The sequence below is a fragment of the Streptomonospora litoralis genome, assembly GCF_004323735.1.
Classification (GTDB): Bacteria; Actinomycetota; Actinomycetes; order Streptosporangiales; family Streptosporangiaceae; genus Streptomonospora; species Streptomonospora litoralis.
Genome location: NZ_CP036455.1, coordinates 1,007,565 through 1,030,407, shown reverse-complemented (window position 1 = coordinate 1,030,407; position 22,843 = coordinate 1,007,565). Strand labels below are relative to the sequence as shown.

Below are 22,843 nucleotides of genomic sequence, written 5' to 3'. Positions count from 1 at the left end.
GTCGCCCGCAGGCCGCCCCCTCGGCGCGGCCGGTTGCGGTCTCGCGCACCCTCGCGCACGTCCGCGGGGCCGGTCAGCGCACGATCGCGGTAAGGCCGTCCTCCACCGCGGGCAGCGCCACCTCCGACGGTGCCGGTTGCAGCGGCTGGAGCGACGTCGCGCGGTCGCCGCCGCTTTCGTGGGTGAGGACCCGCCCGGCGTAGACGGGCGCCTCGCCCTCGACCCGCACGGTCAGCGCGTGGGCGCCGTCGGGTGCCTCCACGTCGGCGACGGCGGTGCGCTCGGCGCCGACCTCGACGCGGGCCGGCTCGCCCGTTGCGCCGTCCGCCGCGACGGGGGTCACCACAACCGCGGCGGGTTGCGCGAGCGCGCCGAAAACGAGCCGTGTCCGAGTGCCCTCGGGGTTCGCCGGGACGACGGCAGTGCCGTGGAGGGGGCCCTGCAGCGGCGGCGCGGCGGCGGTGTAGGCGGTGTCGTCGCCGCCGGAGCGGGAGAAGGCCACGCCCACGACCACTGGACCGTCGGCCTCCACCACGGCCGTGCCCGCCTTCTTGCTCAGCGGACCCTCCAGGCTGAGGAAGGTGCCCGCCGCGGGGGGCACGCTCAGGCCGGTGAGCGTGTCGTGCTCGGCGCGCCCGTCCTCGGTGTAGAGCCGCACATCGGCCGTGACGGGGCTGTCGCCGGGCGCGGCGATCACGAGCCGCTTTGTGCCGCTTCCCGACGGGATGGCGGGGACGACGTGGGTGTCGGCGGGCGGAGCGGTGGGCGGGACCCAGTCCCGGCCGCTGCCCCCGCGGTCGGCGAACAGCGAGGCGGCGACACGCCCGGAGTTGGTCCGCACGTGCACGACGGCGGCGCGGCTGCCCTGGATGAGCTCGGTCAGGTCGACCTCGCTGCGGCCGCGGGCGCCCACGGAGATGCCGCGGGTCTCGTCGGAGTAGACGGGGCCGTCGGCGCCGTAGACGTCGACGTTGACGGTCGCCGCCTCCTGGTCGGGGTTGGCCAGCAGCAGCCGCAACCCCTCGAGATCGGTGCCGCCCGGAGCGGCGAACCAGGTGCTGATGCCGGGTTCGGCGCAGCGCACCTCCGTGGCGTAGGCGCCGTCCTCGCCGATCGTGGTCTGGGCGACCTCCAGCCCGGCCGCCGCGGCACCCTCGGCGGCGACGAGGGTGTGCTCCGCGGACCCGCCGGTGTCGGCACTCCACAGCCGGCCGGCCGAGGCGGGCTCGCCCACCTCGGCGGCCTCGCCGGTGTTCTCCGTCGCAGACAACTCGCCGCCGCCCCGGCTTTCACCGTCCGGGCCGGTCGCGAACGCCGCCGCCTGCGCGGCCCGGTCATCGCCCTGCGGCGGCGGGCACACCCGCAGCGCCGACTGCACGGGCGCGGTCGCCGGCGACTCGGCCCCTCGGGGCGAGGCGCCGACCGAGCGCGTGGCGAAAGCGACGCCGAACAGCGCCGTCAGGCCGATGAGAACCAGTACCAGCAGCGCGAAGCGGTTCTCGACGATGAGCCTCACCGGTCGCTCCCTCCGCCGTGGGCGCTGCGCGAACCGCGGGCGCCCCTCGTTCCCCGATCGCCGCGGGCTCCGGCACGGCGGGCACCGCGGCCGCGGTGCCCGCGGGTGGCCCCACGCGCTCCCGTGGAGGCGCGCAGGCCCTGCAGCGGCGGGCGGCGAGGGCGCGGTGCGGGCTGGGCCGCCTCCTCGCGCAGGTCCTCCTCGGTGCGCACACCGGGCAGCGCCAGGATCGCGACCAGGCCCAGCAGCACGGCCTCGGCGACCAACCACATCTGCCGCAGCGGGTCGGACTTGTCCAGGTGCAGCTCACCGCCGCCCGAGGGCAGCTCGAAGGTCGTCAGGCCGCTGCCGTCGGAGCCGGCGGTCAACTGCCGTCCGTCGAGCACGGCACTCCAGCCGGTCCCGGCGGGCTCGGCCAGCACCAGGGTGCGCTCGGAAGGACCGGACGGCACCCGGTAGACGGCCGCCGCGCCGTCGCCCTGCCGTTTCAGCACTCGGGCCGCGCCGTCGCCGGTGACGCGCAGTCGCCCGGTGGGGTCGTCCAGCCGCCACAGGCCGAACCGCTCCGTCAGCAGCACCCGGGAAACGCCGGGGACACCGTCGAGGGTGTCGACCGGGGTGGCTCGGCCGCTGTCGGCGTCGGGCGGGCGCGGCATCAGCACGTAGCCGATGCCGAGATCGGCGAGCTCGCGCGCCTGGTCGCCCCCCTGGCCGGCGATCAGGCCGGCCACCACCCCGTCGAGTACCTCGCGGGTGCGCGGGTCGGTGGGGATCTGGCCCTCGCCGATGCGGGGCTCGCGTCCGCGCAGCACGGCGTAGCGCACCGGCCCCTCGGAGGAGGGCGAGACGACGAGCGTGCGCGCGTGGCGGTCGTCGCTGCTGATGGCGCTGAGCATGCCGGGGATCGCGGGCCCGCCCTGGCCCGTCAGCGGACCCTGGGCGCCCTGCCACATCCACACCCCGGCCGCGCACACCGGAGTCGTCAGGGCAAGCGCCGCCGCGAAGGCGACGAACGCCCGCCGCGGACCGCCCATCCCCCACATCACACCGAAGGACCGGGTCGTGGTGGCCGCCGAAAGCAGCATCGCCGTCGCGGCGAACGCCAGGGCCACCCCGGGCCAGGCCGGAGCCGAGGGGCCGCCGTACCAGGGCTCCACGGGCACACGGCTGACGACGATCGCGACCAGGATGCCGAAGAGCGCCACGCTCCAGCCCACGGCGATGAGCAGCCGCTGCCGCAGGAGCAGCAGCGCGAACAGCGCGGCCGCGAGGAACCCGGCCGTGATCCACACCGGCGGGCTCCCGGGCCCGCCGGGGGAGAGCATCAGCAACTGCTGTGCGCTGGGCGGCGGCGCCGACAACTCGGGGCTGTGCAGCCCCGCCTCCAGCAACCACAGCGACGGGTGCAGGAACAGCTCCGCCGACCAGGGCAGCAGCAGCACCAGCGGTACGCTCAGCGCGATCGCGACGCTGGCGTAGAGGCGGCGGCCGAGGTGGCCGAAGGCGACGATCACCAGCACGCCGGTGACCAGCGCCAGCAGCCACAGCAGCGGCACGAACGCGGTGCCGATGCCGATGAACAGCGCCAGCGCCCAGGCGGCGCGCCGCGACTGGCGGGCGGGCAGGGTGAGCATCCGGGTGAGCAGGATGCCCAGCACGGGCAGCAGCGCGTGCACCAGTGCGGTGCCCAGCCGCCCCTGGGCCACCGCGCCCGTGGCCATGGGCAGCATCGCGTAGGAGCCGGCCATCCACACCTGGGCGGGACGGAAGTCGAGGATGCGCCGCGCCAGCAGGTAGGCGGTGAAACCGGCCAGCGGGACGCAACCCAGCAGGATGACGGTGACCGCCAGCCACGGCTTGCCCAGCATCAGCGTCGACAGCAGCGCCAGGAGGCCGACGTAGGGCGGGGCGGGCGCCCCCGCGCCCGCGCCGACCTCGGGTGTGCCGGTCAGGTATAGCGCCCACAGGTCCGAGGCCCCGCCCTGCACCGGCGGGAGCGCGCCGCCCGACAGCTCTGCGCCGAACAGCAGCGACCGCTCGGCGACGAGGGTGACGATCGTCAGTCCGCCGACCAGCAGCAGCCCGGGGCTGGTCAGCGCCCGCAGCAGCAGGCTCTGGTCGTCGTCGAGGGGGTCCTCGTCGTCGCGGGGCGGCGCGGTGACGGCCTGGTGCCGACCGGGGGCGTCCAGCCCCGGCGTGCCGGCGAGCAGGTTCGCCGCCGCGTCGGTGAACTGGCGCAGAGCCACACCGCGCGCGAGGAAGGGGCGGATGGCGCTGTAGGTGCGCCGGCGGTTGCGGCGGCGCCGCAGACGGGCGCGGACGAGGCGTCCCGGCATGAGGTAGACCGAGCCGATCGCCACCGCCTCGTCGAACGCGTTGGCGGGCTGCTTGGCGAGCACGTACATCAGCACCCGCAGCACGGACGCGAACGTGTTGCGCACGAACGCCGCAAGCATGCCGCCCAGGGGCAGGTTGGCCAGCAGCACGAACATCGCGTTGCGGCGGTCCAGGCGGCGCGGGTGGTCGCTCGCGGCGCTGATCCGCCGCCGGCGGCGCGCCGCTGCTTCGGCGTGGTAGGCGACGGCGTCGGTGACGACGAGGACGCGGTGGCCGGCGCCGCCGGCCCGCCAGCAGAAGTCGATGTCGTCGCGGAAGATCGGCAGTCCCCGATCGAAGCCGCCGAGCTGCTCCCAGACGTCGCGGCGGACGAGCATCCCGGCGCTGGAGACCGCCAGCACCGGCCGGTTGCCGTCGTGCTGGCCGTGGTCGAACTCACGCGATTCCAGGCCGGTCTCCCGGCGCCCGGCGCCGTCGATGGTCACCCCGGCCTCCACCAGCAGCCGGCGGTCGAACCAGTCGCGCAGCTTGGGGCCGAGCACGGCGGCGCGCGGGTCGTCGTTGGCCGCCAGCAGCAGGTGCTGGAGGGTGTCGGGGTCGGGGGTGCAGTCGTCGTGGATCAGCCAGACCCACTCGGTGGCGTCGGGTGCCGCACCGGGGAAGGCGCTGCGGGCGCGCGGAAGGTCGAGGCCGGCGCTTACCGCGTCACCGAAGCCGGTGGAGCGGTCCAGGTTCGCGATCGCGTCGGCGGCGATGTAGTCGGCGAGGATGCGGCCGCTGCGGTCGCGGCTGCCGGTGTCGACGCCGACGACGCGCTGCACCGGCCGTGACTGCTCGCGGACGGCCTCCAGTGTCTCCGGCAGCCAGCGGGCGCCGTCGTGGGTGACGATGACGGCGGTGACGATGTGGCGAGCCGGGTCCAGGGGTAGCACGGCTGGGGTTCGCTCTCGGGGTTCGAGGTTCAGGGCGGGGCGACCGAAGCGGTCGGGCACTGTCGGCAGAACACCCTACGCCACCTGCCGACGCTTACGTGCCGATTCGTCCCCGGTTGGAAGCGGGGCGCCGGGCCCCGTCTTCCCGAAACCGCACGCACTACACGCGGAAGAGTAAAGCGAGGATAAAAAAACGCGTGCCCCGGGTGAAAACCCAGGGCACGCGTTCAGCTGTACCGGAAGCGGTCACAGCATGTCTGCGAGGAAATCGAAATCCTGGCCGGCCGCTTTCTTGAGCCGACGCCGCTCGCGCTCGGAGAGTCCCCCCCAGATGCCGAAGCGCTCATCGTGCTCCAGCGCGTATTCCAGACACTCCGCCCGCACCTCGCATGACAGGCAGACCTTCTTGGCTTCCCGCGTCGAGCCGCCCTTCTCGGGGAAGAACGCCTCGGGATCGGTCTGCGCGCACAGGGCGCGCTCCTGCCAGCCCAGATCTTCATCTGCGCCGTGCGCCAGCGGGATGACCTCGCTCATGCGCACCTCCTATTGCCCCCCTAGATGTACCCTCCCATTCGACCCCCGGGAGGGTGGAATCACACTAGGAAATTACACGCGTGAGACTTGGTATGCGTCAAGCGCGCTGCGTGGTAATCCCCCGAATATCATGTAACAAACGACCGCCGGGCGTCTACCCGTGGGCGTCGACTTCAGCGGATTACCACGCAATTGTGGCGGGCGTCCCAATGCGGGGCCGGGACTGGGGCCGGGACTACGGGCTCAGCGGCGGTCGTCGTCGCGGTACCACCCCTGCGGGGTGTCGCCGCCCTCACCGGACTGCTGGCCGTAGGGGTCCAGTCTCGTGGTCTGGTCGGTCCCGCCCGAGTCGTCGGTGAAGAAGGAGTCCAGGGGCGTGTCGCGGCGCTGCTGGGCGGCCGGGGCCTCGGACTGCTCCCCCGGCTGCTGGTACCAGCCGTACTGGATCGCGTCCTGGGCGGCCCGCTCGCTCTCGCTGCCGGGCTGCGGCGCGTACTGGGACGGGTCGTAGGGCGAGCCGTAGGCCGGCTGGCCGCCGGAGCCGTACGCCGGCTGGCCGCCCGTGCCGTAGGCCTGCTGACCGTACGCCGGCTGGCCGCCCGTGCCGTAGGAGGAGTCGGCACCGCTGCCGTAGGCGGGCTGCCCGCCGGTCCCGGTGCCGTAGGCCTGCTGGCCGCCGGAGGCGTAGGGCTGCTGACCGCCGGTGCCGTAGGCCGACTGCCCGCCGGTGCCGTAGGGCTGCTGACCGCCCGCGCCCGTGCCGTACGCGTGCTGGGCGTAGGGGTCGTAGCCCGGCTGGTAGCCCTGGCCGTAGCCCTGCTGCTGCCAGTCCTGGCCGTAGCCGGCCTGTCCGTACGCGGCCTGGTAGCCCTCCTGTCCTGCACCGGGCTGGGCGTAGGGGTCCTGCCCCCACCCCTGGGCATAGGGCTGCTGGCCGCCGCTCGCGGCACCGTAGGCGGGCTGGGCGTTCGGGTCGGCGCCGTAGGGCTGCTGCACTGGGTCGGCCGCATAGGGAGACTGCGCCACCGGCTCCTGCGCCGCATAGCCCTGCTGGACCATCGGGTCGGCGCCGTAGGGCTGCTGGGCGGGGTCGTAGGCCGCGGGCTGGTTCGGGTCGTAGCCCGGGTACATGTTGGGGTCGTAACCACCCGGCTGGGCGGCCGCAGCGCCGTAGGCCGGCTGCGCGGACCAGTCCTGCTGCTGGGGCTGGTAGGCCGGCTGCCCGCCGGTGGGGTAGCCGGGCTGGGCGAAGGACTGCTGTGCTCCGGTCTGCGGGGCGTAACCGGGCATGCCCATCGGCATGCTCTGCTGGGGAGACGAGCGGGGAACGAGCGTGTGGTCGCCGAAGACGCGCTGCATGAACAGCAACGCGAAAACGATGACGGCCAACTTGCCGCCCACCGAAAGGAAGGAGGTGAACCCGTCCGCCGTTTCCTGGCTCTCGTTGGCGCTGATGAAGCCCATCACGAGACCGATCACGCCCATCAGTCCGGCGAAACCGCCCAGGATCAGCGCGACGAGTACCACCGGGAAGTTCACCGACGTCTTCGTCGGGGCGGTGACCACCAGGGCGACCGCGCCGACGAGCATGCCGATCAGCAGCGGCCCGTAGAACAGCGAGCCCCCCACACTGGTGAAGTTGCCCGCTATCGAGGCGTCGTAGGTGGCCCCGTGGCCGAAGATGAAGATGAGGCCGCCCAGCATGTGGGCGGCCACAGCACCGAGCAGCGCCCAGGCAGCGGGCACCCGCAGGCGGTTGAGTGCTTCGTTGTTCAAGAGAGGTTCCCCTCCGGTGCTTCGCCGTCGCGTCCCTCGCGCCGGTGAAAGCTTTGCATATCAACGGATTGTCAAGGCGTTCGCCCGAACGGCAGCCGCCGGGCCGTTCCCGGACGCGCCCAGGAGGCGCCGGGACGTGCAAGCGCCCGTTTGCCCGAGATGCCACCGCGCCCGCGGTCGGACACGGGCACAAACACAGGCACAGACACGAACACTGACACGGACACCACACTGGCCGGTCAGGCCGCGGGCCGAAACGTGCCGTTCCGCGGCACCTCGCCGACGGCGGATGGCCTCGCGGCCGCGCCGCCCGGAACCCCCTGCCGTCCGAACCGGTGCTCGGGACGGCGCCGATCGTGCCGTTCCACGCCGCCGGGTCTCCCGCTCCCCGCGGACGGCGGGGAGTATGGCACATACACCACCACAGCCTGCCAGACTTGAGCCCATGCGGATAGTCGTACCGGCAGGCGGTATCGGGGGCGCGCGCTTCCTGCGCGGGCTGCAGGCGGCACTGGGAGTGGGAGCCGAACCGACCGGCACCGACCCGGCCATCACGGTCATCGGAAACACGGGCGATGACATCACTCTTTTCGGTCTGCGCATTTGTCCGGATCTGGACACTGTGATGTACACCCTCGGCGGCGGCATCAACGAGGAACAGGGGTGGGGGCGCGCCGCCGAGTCGTTCACCGTCAAGGAGGAGTTGGCGGCCTACGGCATGCAGCCCACCTGGTTCGGGCTGGGGGACCGCGACACGGCCACCCACATCGTGCGGGCGCAGATGATGGCGGCGGGCTACCCCCTTTCCGCGGTCACCGCGGCACTGTGCGACCGCTGGCGGCCCGGGGTGCGCCTGCTGCCCATGACAGACGACCGCGTCGAGACCCACGTGGTCGTCGACGACGAACCCGGGGGCCGGCGGGCCATCCACTTCCAGGAGTGGTGGATCCGGTACCGCGCCGCGCTCCCGGCGCGGGAGATCACGGGGATCGGCGCCGAAGACGCGGCTCCGGCGCCCGGCGTGCTGGAGGCGATCGATGAAGCCGACGCCGTGCTGCTGCCGCCGTCCAACCCGGTCGTCAGCATCGGCTCGGTCCTCGCGGTGCCCGGCATCCGGGAGGCACTGGAGCGCACCACCGTGGTCGGCGTCTCCCCCATCATCGGCGACGCTCCGGTCCGCGGGATGGCCGATGCCTGCCTGAAGGCCATCGGGGTCGAGACCAGCGCCCAAGCGGTGGCCGAGCACTACGGGCCCGCCCTGCTGGACGGCTGGCTGGTGGACAAGGCCGACGAGCACACGCATGTGGACGGCGTCGCCGTGCGCTCACTGCCGCTGTACATGAGCGACCCCGAGGCGACCGCCGCGATCGCCCGGGCCGCCTTGGACCTCGCGGCGCAGCTGAAGGGACAGCCGTCATGAACGACACGGCCTCGGGCTCGGCATCCGCGGCGGACGCCGAGCTGCGCGTCTCGGCAGTGCCGGGCCTGCCGGAGGTGCGCCCCGGAGACGACCTGGCGGAACTGGTCGCCGACGCGGCACCCGACCTGCGCGACGGCGACGTGCTGGTGGTGACCTCCAAGATCGTCAGCAAGGCGGAGGGCCGCATCGCGGCCGCTGACCGCGAGTCGGCGATCGACGCCGAGACCGAGCGGGTGGTCGCGCGCCGCGGCCGCACCCGAATCGTGCAGACCCGCACCGGACTGGTGATGGCGGCCGCCGGCGTGGACGCCTCCAACGTCGAACCGGGGCGGGTGCTGCTGCTGCCGGAGGACCCCGACGCCTCGGCGCGCGCCCTGCGGGCCGGACTGCGCAAGCGCCTGGGCGTGCGCACGGCGGTGCTGCTCAGCGACACGTTCGGCCGGCCCTGGCGCGTCGGCCAGACCGACGTCGCCATCGGCGCGGCCGGTATCGCGGCGCTGCACGACCTGCGCGGCAGCACCGACACCTACGGCAACCTGCTGGAGTCGACGCTCTCCGCGGTCGCCGACGAGATCGCCGGAGCCGGCGAACTGGTCAAGGGGAAGGCCGCCGGGGTACCGGTCGCCGTGGTGCGCGGCTTGGCGAATCTGGTCACCGAAGAGGACGGCGCAGGTGCGGCCGAGCTCGTCCGGCCCGCCGACGACGACATGTTCCGCTACGGCTCCCGCGACGTCGTCCCCGCGCGCCGCACGATCCGCGAGTTCACGGGCGATCCCGTCGACCCCGCGGCGGTGCGCCGGGCGGTGGCCGCGGCGGTCACGGCGCCCGCGCCGCATCACACCACGCCGTGGCGGTTCGTGCTGGTGGAGTCCGCGGCCACGCGCACGCGGCTACTGGACGACATGCTCGCCGCCTGGGTCGCCGATCTGGTCCGCGACGGCTTCAGCGAGGAGCAGATCGTCCGGCGCACGCGCCGCGGCGACGTGCTCCGGCAGGCGCCCTACCTTGTCGTGCCGTGCCTGGTCGCCGACGGTGCACACCCCTATCCGGACGAGCGCCGGGCCACCGCCGAGCGGTCGATGTTCCTGGTGGCAATGGGCGCCGGAGTGCAGAACCTGCTGGTGGGACTGGCCATGGAAGGGCTGGGCTCGGCGTGGGTGTCCTCGACGATGTTCTGCCCCGACGTCGTCCGCGGCGTGCTGGAGCTGCCCGCGGACTGGCAGCCGATGGGAGCGGTGGCCGTGGGACACCCCGCCGCACCGCCGAAGGACCGCCCGCCGCGCGAGCCGGACGCCTTCGTGGCGGTCCGCTAGAAGCCGTGTTCAAGAACGCCCGTCTGCTCGGCGGCCTTGTCGGTCTGCCGGGTGGATGGGTGGTCTAAAGCGGCGCCGAGGACGGCAGGGGCTTGGCCCGTGCCCAACGGGCCGGGTGCCCGCCGGTGGCGGTGGCCGACGGGTACGGCGACGACGCCGGCGGGGCCGGGGGCCGCGGTGGTCGGGGCGGTGGTCGCCGGCCCCGGCCGCGGGTGGTCGGAGCCCGGCGGCCGCCCGGTTGTCGGCGCGGGCCCGACGCAAGGCGATGACCGTGAACTTATGGCCGCGGAATGCGCTTACCTGCGACCATAAGTTCGCGATAGACGGGCCAAGCCGCGCAATAGATGCGCCGACCGGCCCGCGGCGGCCCGAGATGCGGGGCCCGGCCGCCCATGGGCGGCGGCCCGATCCAGTGCTTCTTAAACACGACTCAGAGAAGCGGGGCTGTGCGCGGGTCGCCCGCCAAGAGAAATCGAACGAGGACGAGCCGCGCCCAGCAGTCCGCTGTCCTGCGGCGAAGCGGATTCTGCATACCGAAGCTATCGGCCCCGATCCCGACAGAATCGGAAACACTGTGTTTTTCGGCGAATCCATGGGGTAACGTTACTGTTACATGGGAGCGCTCCCGAACCACCGGCCATTCCCCCAACCGGAACACGGAGATCGCGCAATGCAAGCAACGGCAAAGTCCGCCCCCCGCCGAGCCCTCACCGTCGCCGCCGCCCTCACGGGCGCGCTGGCCTGCATGCTGCCGCTGGCGAACAGCGCCGCCGCGCACGGCTCGATCGTCGACCCGGCCAGCCGCAACTACGGCTGCTGGGAGCGCTGGGGCGACGACCACCTGAATGAGAACATGGCCCAAGAGGACCCCATGTGCTGGCAGGCCTGGCAGGACAACCCCAACGCCATGTGGAACTGGAACGGGCTCTACAAGAACAACGTCAACGGCAACCACGAGGCCCACGTCTCCAGCGGCAACCTCTGCAGCGGCGGCGACACCCAGAACGGCCGCTACTCCTCGCTGGACACGCCGGGTGCGTGGAAGACCACCGACATCACCGACAACTTCACCATGAACCTGTACGACCAGGCCCAGCACGGCGCCGACTACTTCAAGGTCTACGTCAGCAAGAACAGCTACGACCCCACCAGCGAGCCGCTGGGCTGGGAGGACCTGGACCTGGTCAAGACCACCGGCAGCTACGCGCCGGCCGAGAACACCACCTTCCAGGTGAACACCTCGGGCTACGACGGGCGCCACGTGATCTTCACGATCTGGAAGGCGTCCCACATGGACCAGAACTACTACATCTGCAGCGACGTGAACTTCGCCTGATCGGCCGACCGATCGGCTGAGTTCCCGCGCCGCACGACCGGGCCCCGCCGGACCCCCACATCCGGCGGGGCCCGCGCGCGCACAACCGGCCAGTGGTACTACGTCGCGTGCGTCTGGCCGCGGACACCGATCCCGGTCAGCGGCCACGGCGGCCCGCCCCTCGCCGACGCCTTCGCAGGCGGCAGCGAGCCGGGCGGATCGCGCGGAATCCAGTAATCCGTTGCGAAGCGCTGCTAGGACGCACTCGCGGTGCCGGCGGGTGCCTCGTAGTAGTCGCGCAGCTTGCTTTCACGCTCGTCGTCGCCGGACAACGGGCACGTGGCGCACTTCTGGCCGGAGAAGCGGTAGTAGAAGCAGCATCCGCCGGCGACCATGAACATCCGCTCAGGGCGGTGCGCGGGACGGCCCGCCAGTGCCAGTGGGAACGGGCGCTGGCGCGGAGCGACGCGCGAGCGGTCGCCGTTGAGGCAGGTGACCATGTGCCGAGCCCGCTCCCAGGCGGCGGCCTGGTCGGCGCCGACCTCGTGGGAGGCCAGCAGCAGGGCCGAGTGCAGGGCGTCGGCGACCATGCTCCACTGCGGGCGCAGCCCGAACCGGGTGGTGGCGCGCACCGCGTGGACGGCGGGTTCGAGGGCCGCCGCAGCGGCGCCGACGAACCACGCGTCCAGTTCGCGTTCGGAGGCCGGCGTCACCACTCCGGGGCGGTCGGCGGCGGCGTCGCCGGGCAGCACCGCGGTGTCGGACTGCCGAAGGGCCATCCGGTCCAGGCGGCCGCTCTCGGTCAGCCGCACCCACAGCAGGTGCGCGTCCAGGCGCGGCGCCCGGCCGATGAGGTAGGCCGACATGGCCGCGAAGGTGAGCGCCTGACGGCCCAGGTCGGCGGCCAAGAAGGCCGACGCGGCGATGCGGTGGCCCTGGCACGCCCGCGCCGCCAGGCCGTCGATCAGGTCGGGGACGCGATCGGGCACCCGGTCCAGGCGCAACCACTCCGCACCCCGGGGCTCGGGGTCGCGCGCGGCCAGCAGGTCGGTCTTGAAGTACAGGTCGCGCTCGTTCACCCAGTCGACGACTTCGGCAAGCGGATGGCTACCCGGCATCGGCCCCCCTTCGCAGCGAGACGCGGTGGCGCGGACGCAGGCGCCACCGGTACGGCGCCACTGCGACCAAGGCGCCGATAGGTAAGCCTATCCTCAGAACGGCATCTCGTGTCCAGCAGGGGACGGACAAGACTCCGCGCCCGCACCGACAGGAGGAAGGCATCGGTTGGGCGCCGCGTCGGCTAACGTGACGGAGGATGCGCTCCGGCGGCCGGCCGCCGGCCGCGGGGCACCGACGAAAGCGAGCGGCGTGCGGCGGCAGGCCGGCAAGGGGGACCGGGTGGGCAAGCGGCTGGTGCTGTGGGATATCGACAAGACCCTCATCGACGTCGACGGCCTCGGCGCCGAGATCTTCGCCGCGGCCTTCGCGGAGTTCAGCGGGCTGGCGGAGCACACCCGCACACACGCCCCCGGGCGCACCGAGTGGCAGTGGTTCCACGAGACCCAACTGGCCAACGGGCTCAAGCCCACCGAGTCGTGCTTCCCCCGCTTCCTCGGCATCCAGGACACGATGTTCGAGGCGCGCCGCACCGAGTTCGCCCAGCGGGGCCGGGTGCTGCCGGGCGTTCCGGAGATCCTGCGCCACTGCGCGGACGACCCGGACACCGTCTCGTCGCTGCTGACCGGAAACACGCGGCGCAACGCCGAACGCAAGCTCGCCGCCTTCGGCCTCGACCGGTTCGTCGACCTCTCCATCGGCGCGTACGGGGACGACCACATGGACCGCCCCGAACTCGTGCGCATCGCTCGCGAGCGGGTGCAGGAGTCCACCGGTACGGCCTTCACCGCGGATACGACGGTGCTGGTCGGCGACAGTGCCAACGACGTGCTGGCGGCTCTGCACGGCGGCGCCCGCATCGTGGCCGTGGCCACCGGCCTGGTCCCGACCGACGGGCTGCGCGCTGCGGGCGCGGAGGTCGTGCTCGACGACCTCAGCGACACCGACGCGGTGCTGGCCGAACTACTGGCGTGAATCCCGGCGTGAATCCGGCGTGAATCCGGCGAGCGAGCGGCGCCGGAGGCTCCCCCCGGCGGCCTCCGGCGCCGCTCCTCCTTCGATGGTCTTCGTGGTCCTCGCCGTGCCTCAGGCCAGGGTGCGGCGCGGGTTCTTCGGCGGTGGGACCATGGACATCCGGACGACCGCCGGCAGGCCGTCCAGGTCCAGGGCCGAACGCAGGTCCTCCAGCGCCTCCGCGCGCACCCGCCGCCAGAGGGCGGGGACGTCTGCGTCCTCGTCGACGGTGAGGTCCAGCCGGACGTGCGGCGCTCGCGCCGAGGCCGTCATCCGCAGCCGCGCCCGCCGTACTCCCGCATACTCCCCCACCGCTTCCTCGAAGGCGCTGCGTGCGGCGCCCGCAGGCATCTCGGTGGTTCCCGAGCGGGATTCGGGGTCGACGACCAGTCGGCGGACGGCGCCGGTGCGCCCCTGCACGAATATCCAGCGCAGCGCGAGCAGCCCGACCACGACGGCCGCCGCCAGGACGGCATAAGGCAGCCAGGCCCCGGCGGCTCCCACGGCGTCCAGCTCTTCCGCCGCCGCCCCCTGCCCGAGCAGTCCGCGCCCCGCTGCCAGCGCCGGCACCGCGAGCGCCACCAGCACCACTCCCGCCAGGACGAGTCCCCACCTGTTCCCGCGCGCCGTTCTGCGCGCGGCCGAAGCCGCCGTCATCCGTCCCTCACACCTTCGTCCGCCGCACGCGCGTGTTCACCTTGAACCCGTAGACGGGCGCCAACTCGGCCAGCCGCTGCTGCACCGCGGACGCGACCTCGCCGCGCAACTCGGGAGCGTCCCGGAGGTCGGTGCGGATACGAACCCGGACCCGCCGCCGCCCCACCGACACGCGGGCGCCGCGCACGCCGCCCACATCCTGAGCGGCCGCGGCGAGGGTGCGCCGCAGCGCCGAGCGCGACAGCCCCACCACCAGCGCGGGGTCGCCGGTGCGCAGTGCCGTGAAGCGGCCGCGGCCGGGAACGAGCGCGGCGAGGATCAGCAGCAGGCCGATCGCCGCGGCGACCGCCGAGGCGACCTGCACGACGGGATCGCTCCAGCGCGTCTCGGCGGCGTAGCCGTCCGCGGCGGTCGTGACCGCATTGCGCATGGGTGCACCCGCCAGCGCGGAAGCGACCTCGGCGGCCGCGAGCGCGGCGACGCCGAGGACCAGCACGCCGACGATCAGCGCGGGCCACGATCGCCGCGGCCGGAAGGTATGCACGGCCACGCGGTTCGCGCGCCGCGCGGTCGCCGGGTCCGGCCTGCTCAATGCGTCTTCCACGGTTGCCATAGCGCTTCCTCCTCCCCGCCGTCCGCCTGGGCGGCCGGGATCATTCCGTGCGGCTACCACGCACCAACTCTGCGATCTCGATGTCGACACGGCGCACCGACATCCCCGTCATGTCCTGCACCCTGCGGGTGGTGTGGTCGCGCACCCGCCGCGCGACCTCGCGGGCGGAGCGCGGATAACCGACCGCGATCCGCAGCCGCAGCGTCGCGGTGCCGCCGTTGCCGGTGATGCGTGCTCCGGCGCGCGTCCTGCCGCGGCGGGCCACGACACCGGGGACCTCGGCGGCCGCCCGGCCCGCGATCCGGGCGACGACGTCCGCGCCGACGACCGTGCGCCCGCGGGCCTGCGGCGGCTCGGTCGCCGTGCGCTGCCGCGGCACCTCGGCCGTCGCGGGCGGCTGCTCGACTCCGCTGCTAGCCACGGGGCCTCACCCGCGGCGCGTGAACAGCTCGGCGAGGTCGATCTCCCCCTCGAAGGCCCGACCCGCGAGGAACCCGATCACCCCCAGGACGAGCACCAGGGCGAACGCCCCGAAGCCGCCGAAGGCGCCGGCGAGTCCCAGCACCGATCCGAAGGCCAATCCGACGACGGGCCACATGTCCCCTCACCTCTCCTTTGCCCCTCACCGCAGTCCGCGCCGCACCGCGCGGGCGCGCATCCGGCGCCGGACGAGGGCGGTCATGAGGCCCACCGGCCCGCGCGGGGCGCGGTGGGCCTCGGTGGCCGCGGCGTCCGGCGCGCCGGCCCCCGTTCCGGCGCGCCGGCGCCTGAGGCCCGCGGCGAAGACCTCGGGGTCTCCGCCGCGGTCGGGGTGGTTCCGGCGGACCCAGACGCGAAACTCCCGCCGGTCGTCCGTCATGTCGCTACCCCGCTTCCTTCTTCGGCGAGGTCCTCGACCGAGACGTGGACCTCGCGGCCCCCGCCCCCGCCGACGGCCGCGAGCACGGTCTCGCGGACCTCGTCCGCGACGTCGGGAATCGGCCGACCGAGCAGCACCACCACGCCGACCTCGACACCGCTCCCCCGCACGGCGACGCCGTCCACGCGGCCGCCCGGTCCAGGGGTGGCCACGGTGCCGAAGGGCCCGGCCGAGAGCCGGACGACTCCGGGCACCCCGCGCACCCGTTCCGCGATGCGCCGGGCCTCGGCCGCGGCGTCGTCGGCGGGCGGCCGCGGGCCGGCTTCGTCGTCGGCCGTCATTAGCGCACCCGCGGCTCGGAGTCCTCGGACTCGCCGGCGCCTTCGTCGTCGGGCAGGTGGATGTCGTCGATGGTGATGTTGACCTCGGTAACCTCCAACCCGGTCATGCGTTCGATACCGGCGATGACGTTGCGGCGGACCGCGCCGGCGAGGTCGGGGATGGACACCCCGTACTCGACGACGAGGTCGATGTCGACTGCCGCCTGGCGTTCGCCGACCTCGACGCTGACGCCGCGCGCCGCGCCGCCGGTGCTGCCGCCTCCGGATGCGCTGGTGACGCGGTCGCGTACGGCGCCGAACGCGCGTGCGGCGCCGCCGCCCATGCGGTGGACGCCGTCGACCTCGCGCGCCGCCATGCCAGCGATCTTGGCGACAACGCCGTCGGCGATGGAGGTCCGGCCGTTGGCCGTGACCAGATCGCGGGATCCGCCGCGTGCGCCGGACTGGCTGTCCCGGGCGCCCGGCACCTTGGGCTCCGCCGTGGTTTCTGTCACTGTCCATTCCCCCTGATCGGATTGACCAGCCGTGGTGAGCGCGCGCCCCTGGCCGCCCCGGCCGCGCCGTGGGCGCATCCGGTGCCGCGCGGCGGTCGGACGGCCGCGCGTCCGTGGATCGTCGCTGTCACGCCCTGAAGACACCGAAACGGGTGTGCGACTCACGCCGATTCGCCGGTGATGTGAATCACATCGGGATCCGGTTGAACGGATTTCACTGTATCGCTACTGCGTGTGATCAACAATGGTCGCAACGTGACCGCGTCGGAGAAGTGCGAGGTGGAAGGCCCGACGATGGCTACCACGCCGCCCCTACCGGACTCGGTTCTGGCCGCACGGGCGCAGGACGGCGACCCCGACGCCTTCGAATTCTTGGTACGCCGCCATCAGGACACGGTCTACCGGATCGCGCTGCGTGTCCTCGGCGACGAGGCGGACGCGGCCGACACCGCCCAGGAAGCCCTGATCGCCGCCTGGCACCGGCTGCCCGACCTGGCCGACGTCGAGCGCTTCGGCTCCTGGCTGTACCGCATCGCCTCGCGGCGCGCGCTCAACCTCGCCCGCGACCGCGCCCCCGAGGCGCCGACGGATAGCGTCGACGAGGCGGGCCCCTCCCCCACGCCGGAGCAGTACAGCTTGGCGGGCGGCCTGCGCGACGCGCTCGCCGAGGCGCTCACCGGGCTGCCACCGCCGCAGCGGATCTGCTGGGTGCTGCGCGAGTTGGAAGGGATGGGCTATGCGGAGATAGCGGAGATCGTCGATACGACCCCGAACGCCGTGCGCGGGCGCATCCACCGCGCCCGCACCCAGCTCGTGGAGGTGCTCAAGCCATGGCGGTAGACCCCGGCGGCCGCGCTCCCCTCCTGCCCTGCGGCACCGACCCCGAGGCACTCTTCGAGCACCTGCGCTCCGGTGATCGAACCGCGCACGAACGCGCCTGCCCGCACTGCCTGGCCGCGGCGGCGGAGTTCGGCCCGCTCGTCGCCGCGCGCGGCGACCTCGCCGACGAGCACGTGACCGCACCACCGCAGCTGCTCGACGACGTGATGCGCGCGGTGCGCGCCGACCCCCGCTCGCAGCGCACCTACCGGCTGGCGGGCGAGGAGGCCGGCAGCACACGCGTACGCCGCCCGGTCGCCGCGGCCATCCTGCGCGGCGCGGCCGAAGGAGTGCCCGGCGTCGCGCAGGCCGTCGTCCGCAAGATCCGGCAGGAAACCGACCGGGTGGACGTGCGCGTCAGCGCCCGGTTCGCCTCGGGAGCGGCGATTCCCGAGACCGCCGCCGAGCTGCGCCGGGCCCTGCGCCAGGCGGGGCGCGACCGACTCGGCTGGGACATCGCGGCCGTCGACGTCGACGTCACCGACGTGGACGCCCCTTCCGCGGACTAAGTCGTGTTTAAGAGGTGCTGGATCGGTCCGGCTCCCACGGTCGGCCGGGCCGTGCGGCTCGGATCCGCTACTCTGCCTTGCCCCGGCCTCGCCCCCGGCCGGGCGGCGGGCTGAATGACGGGAGCAACGGACACCGGGGACGATGGCGGGCCGGGGCCCGCGGTCGAGGAAGCGGGCACCGCCGGTAGCGGTGCGTGGGGAGGGGCGGCTCAGATCTGCTGTGCGGCCTTGCTCGGCCTTGCTCGTCTGCCGCACAGCAGACCGGCGCTCTACACACGGCTTAGATGTGATGCCCCGGTCAGCGGAAGACGACGGTGCGCTCGCCGTTCAGCAGCACCCGACGCTGGGCGTGCCAGTTCACCGCTCGGGCAAGGGCCAGCGACTCCAGGTCGCGGCCGATCGCCGTGAGCTGCTCGGGGCTGTGGGTGTGGTCGACTCGCGAGACCTCCTGCTCGATGATGGGGCCCTCGTCGAGGTCGGCGGTGACGTAGTGCGCGGTCGCCCCGATCAGCTTCACCCCCCGCGCGTGCGCCTGATGGTACGGGCGGGCTCCCTTGAAGCTGGGCAGGAACGAGTGGTGGATGTTGATGATCCGCCCCGACATCTTCTCGCACAGTCCCTCGGAGAGCACCTGCATGTAGCGCGCAAGGACCACCAGGTCCACGTCGTAGGCGTCGACAAGCTCCAGGAGGCGCGCCTCCTGCTCGGTCTTGGTCTCGGGAGCCACCGGCAGGTGGTGGAAGTCCAGGTCGTAGGAACGGGCCAGGAACTCCAGGTCGGGATGGTTGGAGACGACGGCGGCGATGTCGGCCTCCAGCAGGCCGCTGCGCTGCCGGTAGAGCAGGTCGTTGAGGCAGTGCCCGAACCGGGAGACCATCACCAGCATCCGCGGCCGGACGTCGCGCGGGCGCAGATCCCACTCCATGTCGAACTCCGCGGCCAGGGAGGCGAAGGAGCCGCGCAGCGCGTCCTCGCCGTCGGCGCCCGCCGCGGGTCCGGTGAACTGGGTGCGCAGGAAGAAGCGCCCGGAGTAAGAGTCGCCGTACTGCTGGCTCTCGGTGATGTTGCACCCGTGGCCGGCCAGCAGGTTGGCGACGCCCGCCACGATGCCGCGGGCATCGGGGCAGGACAGGGTCAGCACGTACTCGCGTTCAGTCGAACCGGCGCTCATGGTGACGGTCTCCCGGGGGTTCGCAACCGGCTCGTCGAGCCGGGGCCTCCCAGGGTATAGGTGAGCCGATGGCGCCGGCGCCGCCCGCGAAGCCCCGGGGGGCACGCCCCCGCGGCAGGAGCGGCCACCGGACCGGAAACGAAACCTCCCGGAAGGATATGAACAAGATTCACTTTCGTGTGGCATGCTCCGGTCATGACGAGCGCCCGCGAGCAGTACGAGACCGCGACGAGTGAACTCAGCGCCCCCTTCGCGATCGTCGACATGGCGGCCTTCCGCGCCAACGCCGCCGACATCGCGCGCCGGGCGGCCGGCACCCCGGTGCGCGTGGTCAGCAAGTCGATCCGCTGCCGGCACCTGATCAAGGAGGCGCTGTCGACACCCGGATTCGCCGGGATCATGGCGTTCACCCTGCCCGAGGCGCTCTGGCTGGCCGACGGCGGCGCCGACGGGCCGATCAGCGACGACATCCTGGTCGCCTACCCCACCGCCGACGCCCGCGCGATCACCGAGCTGGCCGCCGACCCGCGGGCCGCCGAGCGCATCACGCTGATGGTGGACGACTCCGCTCACCTGGACATGATCGCCGGTGCCGCGCGCAGCTCGCGGCGCCCCGTCAAGGTGTGCATCGACGTCGACACCAGCTGGCAGCCGCTCGGACCGCGGATGCGCATCGGGGCCCACCGCTCCCCCGTGCGCACACCCGCTCAGGCAGCGGCGCTCGCCCGCGCGATCGCCGAGCACCCCGACCTGCGCCTCGACGGCATCATGGCCTACGAGGCCCAGATCGCCGGCGTCGGCGACGCGCCGCCCGAGCGCCCCCTCTACGGGCGCGCCCTGCGCTGGGTGCAGCACCGCTCCCGCATGGAGCTGGCCCGCCGCCGCGCCGCCGTCGTACGAGCCGTCCGCGCCGTCGCCGAGCTGCGCTTCGTCAACGCCGGCGGCACCGGCAGCGTGCACACCACACGCCGCGAACGCGCCGTCACCGAGGTCGCCGCGGGTTCGGGCTTCTACCAGCCGCGGCTGTTCGACCACTACACGGGATTCTCCGGGCGGCCGGCGGCACTGTTCGCGCTGCCCGTGGTGCGCCGTCCCGGGCCCGGCGCGGCGACCGTGCTGGGCGGCGGCTACCTCGCATCGGGAGCGCCCGACGCAGGACGGCTACCCCAGCCCTACCTTCCCGCCGGGCTGTCCTACAGCCCCACCGAAGGTGCCGGAGAGGTGCAGACACCGCTGCTGGGCGCGGCCGCCGACACCATGTCCGTCGGCGACCTGGTCTGGATGCGCCACGCCAAGGCGGGCGAGCTGTGCGAGCGGTTCACCGAACTGCATCTCGTCGACGGCCCTGCCCCGAGCGACGTCACCGCCGTGCCGACCTACCGCGGCGAAGGCAAGGCGTTCCTATAGTGCGCCGGCGACCGACGTTCCCGGTGTCCGCCGACGGCCTACACGCGTGCGCTAGGCATCGGCCGTTGCAGCGAGCGAGTACATCAGCGGCAGTCGCGTGCGCCGATCGGCGTACCGGAACCGGCCGCCGTCCGCGACGAGGGCGGCGTAGCGCTGGAACGGGATGGTCTCGTGCTCACGGACGAACTGGACACGCAGCCCGGCCCCGGCGACCGCGCTGACGACGTCGCCGAGGGTGTGGTGCCACTCCGTCGCGTTGTTATGCACGGTCTCGGCCGACCAGTCGGCGTATGAACCCGGTGAGTAGTAGGTCCGCGCGCCTCGCGAGAAGTAGTCCCGCACGACCGTGGCCCCGTCTTCGTCGTCGAGCACATCGGTCAGCGGATGGAACTCTGCCAGGTAGAGCCGCCCGCCGGGGCGCAGCAGACCCGCGACGGTACGGGCCCACCGGCTGATGTCGGGCAGCCACATCAGCGCCCCGTTGCCGGTGTAGACGACGTCGAATGCGCGAGCTCCCAACTCCTCGACGGCATCGTAGACGTCGGCCGCAATGAACCGGGCCCGCCCTTCGAGACCGGCTTCGGCGGCGAGGGCGGCGGCGGTCTCCACAGCGGGAGCGGAGAAGTCGAGCCCGGCTACCCGGGCACCGCGGCGGGCCCACGCCATGGTGTCGAGTCCGATGTGGCATTGCAGGTGGGCGAGGTCGAGTCCGTCGACGTCACCGAGCTCGTCGAGCTGAAACGAATCCAGGTCGTCTCGTCCCGAGCGGAACCCCGTGAGGTCGTAGAACTCGCTCGCCGCGTTGATGGGCACGCGTTCGTCCCAGAGCCGCCTGTTCTCCAAGACCCGCGCGGCCGTCGTCCGTGCCCGGTCTTCCATGCCCGGATCGTATCGGCGTTCCGTCCGCCCGCCGCAAACCGTTTTCCGGGGGGCTGACCGGCGTAGCCCTAACCGTGCCGACGCCGCCGGACCATCGCGATCACGCCGACGGTCACGACCACGCCCACGCCGGCGCCCAGCAGGAGGACCTCGGGGGCGAGGCGGCCGCGCGCGGTGTAGGTGGAGACCACCTCGTCGTCGCCGCGCAGCCGGACGCTGCCTTCCGGGGGTTCCACGACGTGGCTGTCCAGTCGCACGGCCTTGCCGCCGCCCGCCAGCGAGCGGGCCTCCTCGGCCAGACTGGTCCCCGCACCGCGGACGCGGTCCCAGCCGCGCCGGGCCACGTTGGCCGGCTTGGTGCGGTCGGCGATGCCGTCGACGGCCCGGACCAGCCGCTGCTGGGTCCGCTCGATCTCGGCCTGCACAGCGGCGGGGTCCCGGGGCAGGGCCGAGGGCTCGCGTTCCTCCATAAAGCGCTTCCTTCCGCTATCGCAGCGTGGCCTGGGACGGGCCGGCGCTCGGCTCCCGCTGCAGGCCCGCAGCCGGGGCGCCGTGGGCGGGCGGGAAGCCCAGCGCGCCTTCGATCCCGTCCACAACGCGGAAGAAGTCCCGCGTGGACAACCACAGTTTATAGACGAGGGCGGCTTCGAACGCGAGCAGCGAAACACCGGCGGCGACGACGAAGGCGGCCATGCCGGACGCTGAGGCGACCGCGATCACGGGGGCCGCGACGAACACCGCGATCTGGAACTCGATACCGCTGACCAGGTGGGTGCGGATGCGCCGCGCCCGCAGGAAGTCCCAGAACCGCTGATACCAGGGGAACCGGGTGCGGAACTCCTGGTGCAGGTCGACGCGCGGCAGGCGCATGTCGGGGTGCTTGCCCTCGTCGCGTTCGTAGCGGCTCTCCTTTTCGCTCTGGGTCTGCAGTATGTGCTCCAGTACCGAGATGCCGTGCCGCAGCACGGCCTGCTCGCCCTGATCGCTCATCGGCCGGGACCCGGCCTCGCCATCGGGCTCCGGTTCAGGGTCGGGCTCCAGCATCGACAGGGTCGCCCGAGCGCGCTCCAAGGCGGCGGCCAGGCGCGACCGCATCTCGCGGCGGACCTTGTACACCTGCAGCGCGTTCAGATAGCGCAGCATGTCCACGAACACCACGGCCAGCGCCAGCCAGACGAACCCCACGCGCCCCGTGACCACGTACTGCCCGCCCATCAGGGCGATGGCGCACACCAGTACCCGGAACCGGTCGAAGACGTAGTCCATCCACGAGCCGAACAGACTCTCGCGGTCCATCAGCCGGGCGAGCTTGCCGTCCATGCAGTCGACCAGGAAGCACAGGTAGTACAGCACGGCGCCCAGCAGCAGGAACTGCCACTGCCCCACGGAGAAGGCGGCGGCCGCGCCCAGGCCGAGGAACAGGGCCGTGACGGTGAGCTGGTTGGGGGTGATGGAGGTGCGGTTGGCGATGGTGCGCACCGCCGGCACCGCAAAGGGGTCGACCAGCCAAACGGTCAACCAGGAGTCGCGCGCTCGCAGCGTGCGCTCCTTGACCTCGTCGAGCGTGAAACCAGCCATCGTCGGTTCGAAACTCCCACACACGAAGCGGATGTGCTCCTGCCCAGGCGGGCGCCTACCGGACACGCGATGCCCGGTGTGTGCCGCACGAGTCTACGCAGCGGAGGCCGCCCCCGGGGAACTCACCGATTGCGCAGGTGCCGACCACCATAGGGGATGTCCGGCCGCCGCGCGCCATGCCGA

The 22,843-nt window shown here is 73.0% G+C and carries 23 protein-coding genes; 7 read left to right on the top strand and 16 right to left on the bottom strand.

Annotation, left to right across the window (positions count from 1 at the left end; translation table 11 throughout):
- Positions 1 to 73 precede the first annotated feature (73 nt).
- The 4 genes from EKD16_RS04465 to EKD16_RS04450 form a co-directional block, all read right to left on the bottom strand.
- Positions 74 to 1,516 (bottom strand): DUF5719 family protein, encoded by a 1,443-nt coding sequence (locus tag EKD16_RS04465; protein WP_131097228.1) that lies wholly within the window; start codon positions 1,514 to 1,516, stop codon positions 74 to 76.
- A complete protein-coding gene (locus tag EKD16_RS04460) occupies positions 1,513 to 4,785 on the bottom strand; it encodes a glycosyltransferase family 2 protein (protein WP_131097227.1) in 3,273 nt (1,090 codons plus the stop codon). The genes EKD16_RS04465 and EKD16_RS04460 overlap by 4 nt, the downstream gene beginning before the upstream one ends.
- A 246-nt stretch (positions 4,786 to 5,031) precedes the next feature.
- Positions 5,032 to 5,319 (bottom strand): WhiB family transcriptional regulator, encoded by a 288-nt coding sequence (locus EKD16_RS04455; RefSeq protein WP_040272150.1) that lies wholly within the window; start codon positions 5,317 to 5,319, stop codon positions 5,032 to 5,034.
- Between the two features lie 243 nt (positions 5,320 to 5,562).
- A complete protein-coding gene (locus EKD16_RS04450; protein WP_131097226.1) occupies positions 5,563 to 7,095 on the bottom strand; it encodes a hypothetical protein in 1,533 nt (510 codons plus the stop codon).
- 445 nt (positions 7,096 to 7,540) lie between these two features.
- On the opposite strand from EKD16_RS04450, the gene cofD reads away from it, so the two are divergent.
- From cofD to EKD16_RS04435, 3 genes are all read left to right on the top strand, one after another.
- Positions 7,541 to 8,515, top strand: a complete 975-nt coding sequence (gene cofD, locus EKD16_RS04445) for a 2-phospho-L-lactate transferase (RefSeq protein ID WP_131097225.1) — start codon at positions 7,541 to 7,543, stop codon at positions 8,513 to 8,515.
- Positions 8,512 to 9,828: a coenzyme F420-0:L-glutamate ligase gene (locus EKD16_RS04440; RefSeq protein ID WP_131097224.1), complete on the top strand. Its 1,317-nt coding sequence runs from the start codon at positions 8,512 to 8,514 to the stop codon at positions 9,826 to 9,828. Before cofD ends, EKD16_RS04440 begins: the two co-directional genes overlap by 4 nt.
- A gap of 670 nt (positions 9,829 to 10,498) precedes the next feature.
- Positions 10,499 to 11,164 carry a lytic polysaccharide monooxygenase auxiliary activity family 9 protein gene (locus EKD16_RS04435; protein ID WP_131097223.1) on the top strand — a complete coding sequence of 222 codons (666 nt, stop codon included), beginning with the start codon at positions 10,499 to 10,501 and terminating at the stop codon, positions 11,162 to 11,164.
- A gap of 233 nt (positions 11,165 to 11,397) precedes the next feature.
- Here the strand turns inward: EKD16_RS04435 and EKD16_RS04430 are convergent, their stop codons facing one another.
- On the bottom strand, positions 11,398 to 12,261 hold the full coding sequence (locus EKD16_RS04430; RefSeq protein ID WP_131097222.1) for a hypothetical protein: 864 nt from the start codon (positions 12,259 to 12,261) through the stop codon (positions 11,398 to 11,400).
- Positions 12,262 to 12,511: 250 nt separating this feature from the next.
- On the opposite strand from EKD16_RS04430, the gene EKD16_RS04425 reads away from it, so the two are divergent.
- The gene (locus tag EKD16_RS04425; RefSeq protein WP_165498492.1) at positions 12,512 to 13,234 is read left to right on the top strand and encodes an HAD family hydrolase; all 723 of its coding nucleotides are present in this window, start codon (positions 12,512 to 12,514) and stop codon (positions 13,232 to 13,234) included.
- Between the two features lie 111 nt (positions 13,235 to 13,345).
- Here EKD16_RS04425 and EKD16_RS04420 read toward each other — a convergent pair whose 3' ends face one another.
- From EKD16_RS04420 to EKD16_RS04395, 7 genes are read right to left on the bottom strand one after another with little or no spacing between them, the layout of a single operon-like run.
- The gene (locus EKD16_RS04420; RefSeq protein ID WP_207391427.1) at positions 13,346 to 13,930 is read right to left on the bottom strand and encodes an Asp23/Gls24 family envelope stress response protein; all 585 of its coding nucleotides are present in this window, start codon (positions 13,928 to 13,930) and stop codon (positions 13,346 to 13,348) included.
- A gap of 7 nt (positions 13,931 to 13,937) precedes the next feature.
- Positions 13,938 to 14,543 carry a DUF6286 domain-containing protein gene (locus EKD16_RS04415; RefSeq protein ID WP_131097220.1) on the bottom strand — a complete coding sequence of 202 codons (606 nt, stop codon included), beginning with the start codon at positions 14,541 to 14,543 and terminating at the stop codon, positions 13,938 to 13,940.
- 40 nt (positions 14,544 to 14,583) lie between these two features.
- Positions 14,584 to 14,964: an Asp23/Gls24 family envelope stress response protein gene (locus tag EKD16_RS04410; protein ID WP_242677230.1), complete on the bottom strand. Its 381-nt coding sequence runs from the start codon at positions 14,962 to 14,964 to the stop codon at positions 14,584 to 14,586.
- A gap of 6 nt (positions 14,965 to 14,970) precedes the next feature.
- Entirely contained in the window at positions 14,971 to 15,141 is a 171-nt protein-coding gene (locus EKD16_RS25205; RefSeq protein WP_165498491.1) for a hypothetical protein, read from the bottom strand.
- A gap of 24 nt (positions 15,142 to 15,165) precedes the next feature.
- Entirely contained in the window at positions 15,166 to 15,402 is a 237-nt protein-coding gene (locus tag EKD16_RS04405; RefSeq protein WP_131097219.1) for a hypothetical protein, read from the bottom strand.
- A complete protein-coding gene (locus EKD16_RS04400; RefSeq protein ID WP_131097218.1) occupies positions 15,399 to 15,743 on the bottom strand; it encodes a hypothetical protein in 345 nt (114 codons plus the stop codon). Before EKD16_RS04400 ends, EKD16_RS04405 begins: the two co-directional genes overlap by 4 nt.
- Positions 15,743 to 16,237 (bottom strand): Asp23/Gls24 family envelope stress response protein, encoded by a 495-nt coding sequence (locus EKD16_RS04395; protein WP_242677229.1) that lies wholly within the window; start codon positions 16,235 to 16,237, stop codon positions 15,743 to 15,745. Before EKD16_RS04395 ends, EKD16_RS04400 begins: the two co-directional genes overlap by 1 nt.
- Before the next feature lie 294 nt (positions 16,238 to 16,531).
- On the opposite strand from EKD16_RS04395, the gene EKD16_RS04390 reads away from it, so the two are divergent.
- Positions 16,532 to 17,077 carry an RNA polymerase sigma factor gene (locus tag EKD16_RS04390; RefSeq protein ID WP_131097216.1) on the top strand — a complete coding sequence of 182 codons (546 nt, stop codon included), beginning with the start codon at positions 16,532 to 16,534 and terminating at the stop codon, positions 17,075 to 17,077.
- Positions 17,068 to 17,625, top strand: coding sequence for an Asp23/Gls24 family envelope stress response protein (locus tag EKD16_RS04385; RefSeq protein ID WP_131097215.1), 558 nt, complete (start codon positions 17,068 to 17,070; stop codon positions 17,623 to 17,625). Before EKD16_RS04390 ends, EKD16_RS04385 begins: the two co-directional genes overlap by 10 nt.
- A gap of 298 nt (positions 17,626 to 17,923) precedes the next feature.
- Here EKD16_RS04385 and purU read toward each other — a convergent pair whose 3' ends face one another.
- Positions 17,924 to 18,796 carry a formyltetrahydrofolate deformylase gene (gene purU / locus EKD16_RS04380; RefSeq protein WP_131097214.1) on the bottom strand — a complete coding sequence of 291 codons (873 nt, stop codon included), beginning with the start codon at positions 18,794 to 18,796 and terminating at the stop codon, positions 17,924 to 17,926.
- Positions 18,797 to 18,991: 195 nt separating this feature from the next.
- Here purU and EKD16_RS04375 point away from each other — a divergent pair, with 195 nt between their 5' ends.
- Complete coding sequence (locus tag EKD16_RS04375; protein ID WP_131097213.1) at positions 18,992 to 20,203, top strand: alanine racemase; 1,212 nt, start codon at positions 18,992 to 18,994, stop codon at positions 20,201 to 20,203.
- A 51-nt stretch (positions 20,204 to 20,254) separates the two neighbouring features.
- On the opposite strand, the gene EKD16_RS04370 is transcribed toward EKD16_RS04375, so the two are convergent.
- The 3 genes from EKD16_RS04370 to EKD16_RS04360 form a co-directional block, all read right to left on the bottom strand.
- Positions 20,255 to 21,082: a class I SAM-dependent methyltransferase gene (locus EKD16_RS04370; RefSeq protein WP_131097212.1), complete on the bottom strand. Its 828-nt coding sequence runs from the start codon at positions 21,080 to 21,082 to the stop codon at positions 20,255 to 20,257.
- Positions 21,083 to 21,150: 68 nt separating this feature from the next.
- The gene (locus EKD16_RS04365; RefSeq protein ID WP_131097211.1) at positions 21,151 to 21,552 is read right to left on the bottom strand and encodes a DUF3618 domain-containing protein; all 402 of its coding nucleotides are present in this window, start codon (positions 21,550 to 21,552) and stop codon (positions 21,151 to 21,153) included.
- Positions 21,553 to 21,568: 16 nt separating this feature from the next.
- Complete coding sequence (locus tag EKD16_RS04360; protein ID WP_131097210.1) at positions 21,569 to 22,660, bottom strand: CDP-alcohol phosphatidyltransferase family protein; 1,092 nt, start codon at positions 22,658 to 22,660, stop codon at positions 21,569 to 21,571.
- Positions 22,661 to 22,843 lie beyond the last annotated feature (183 nt).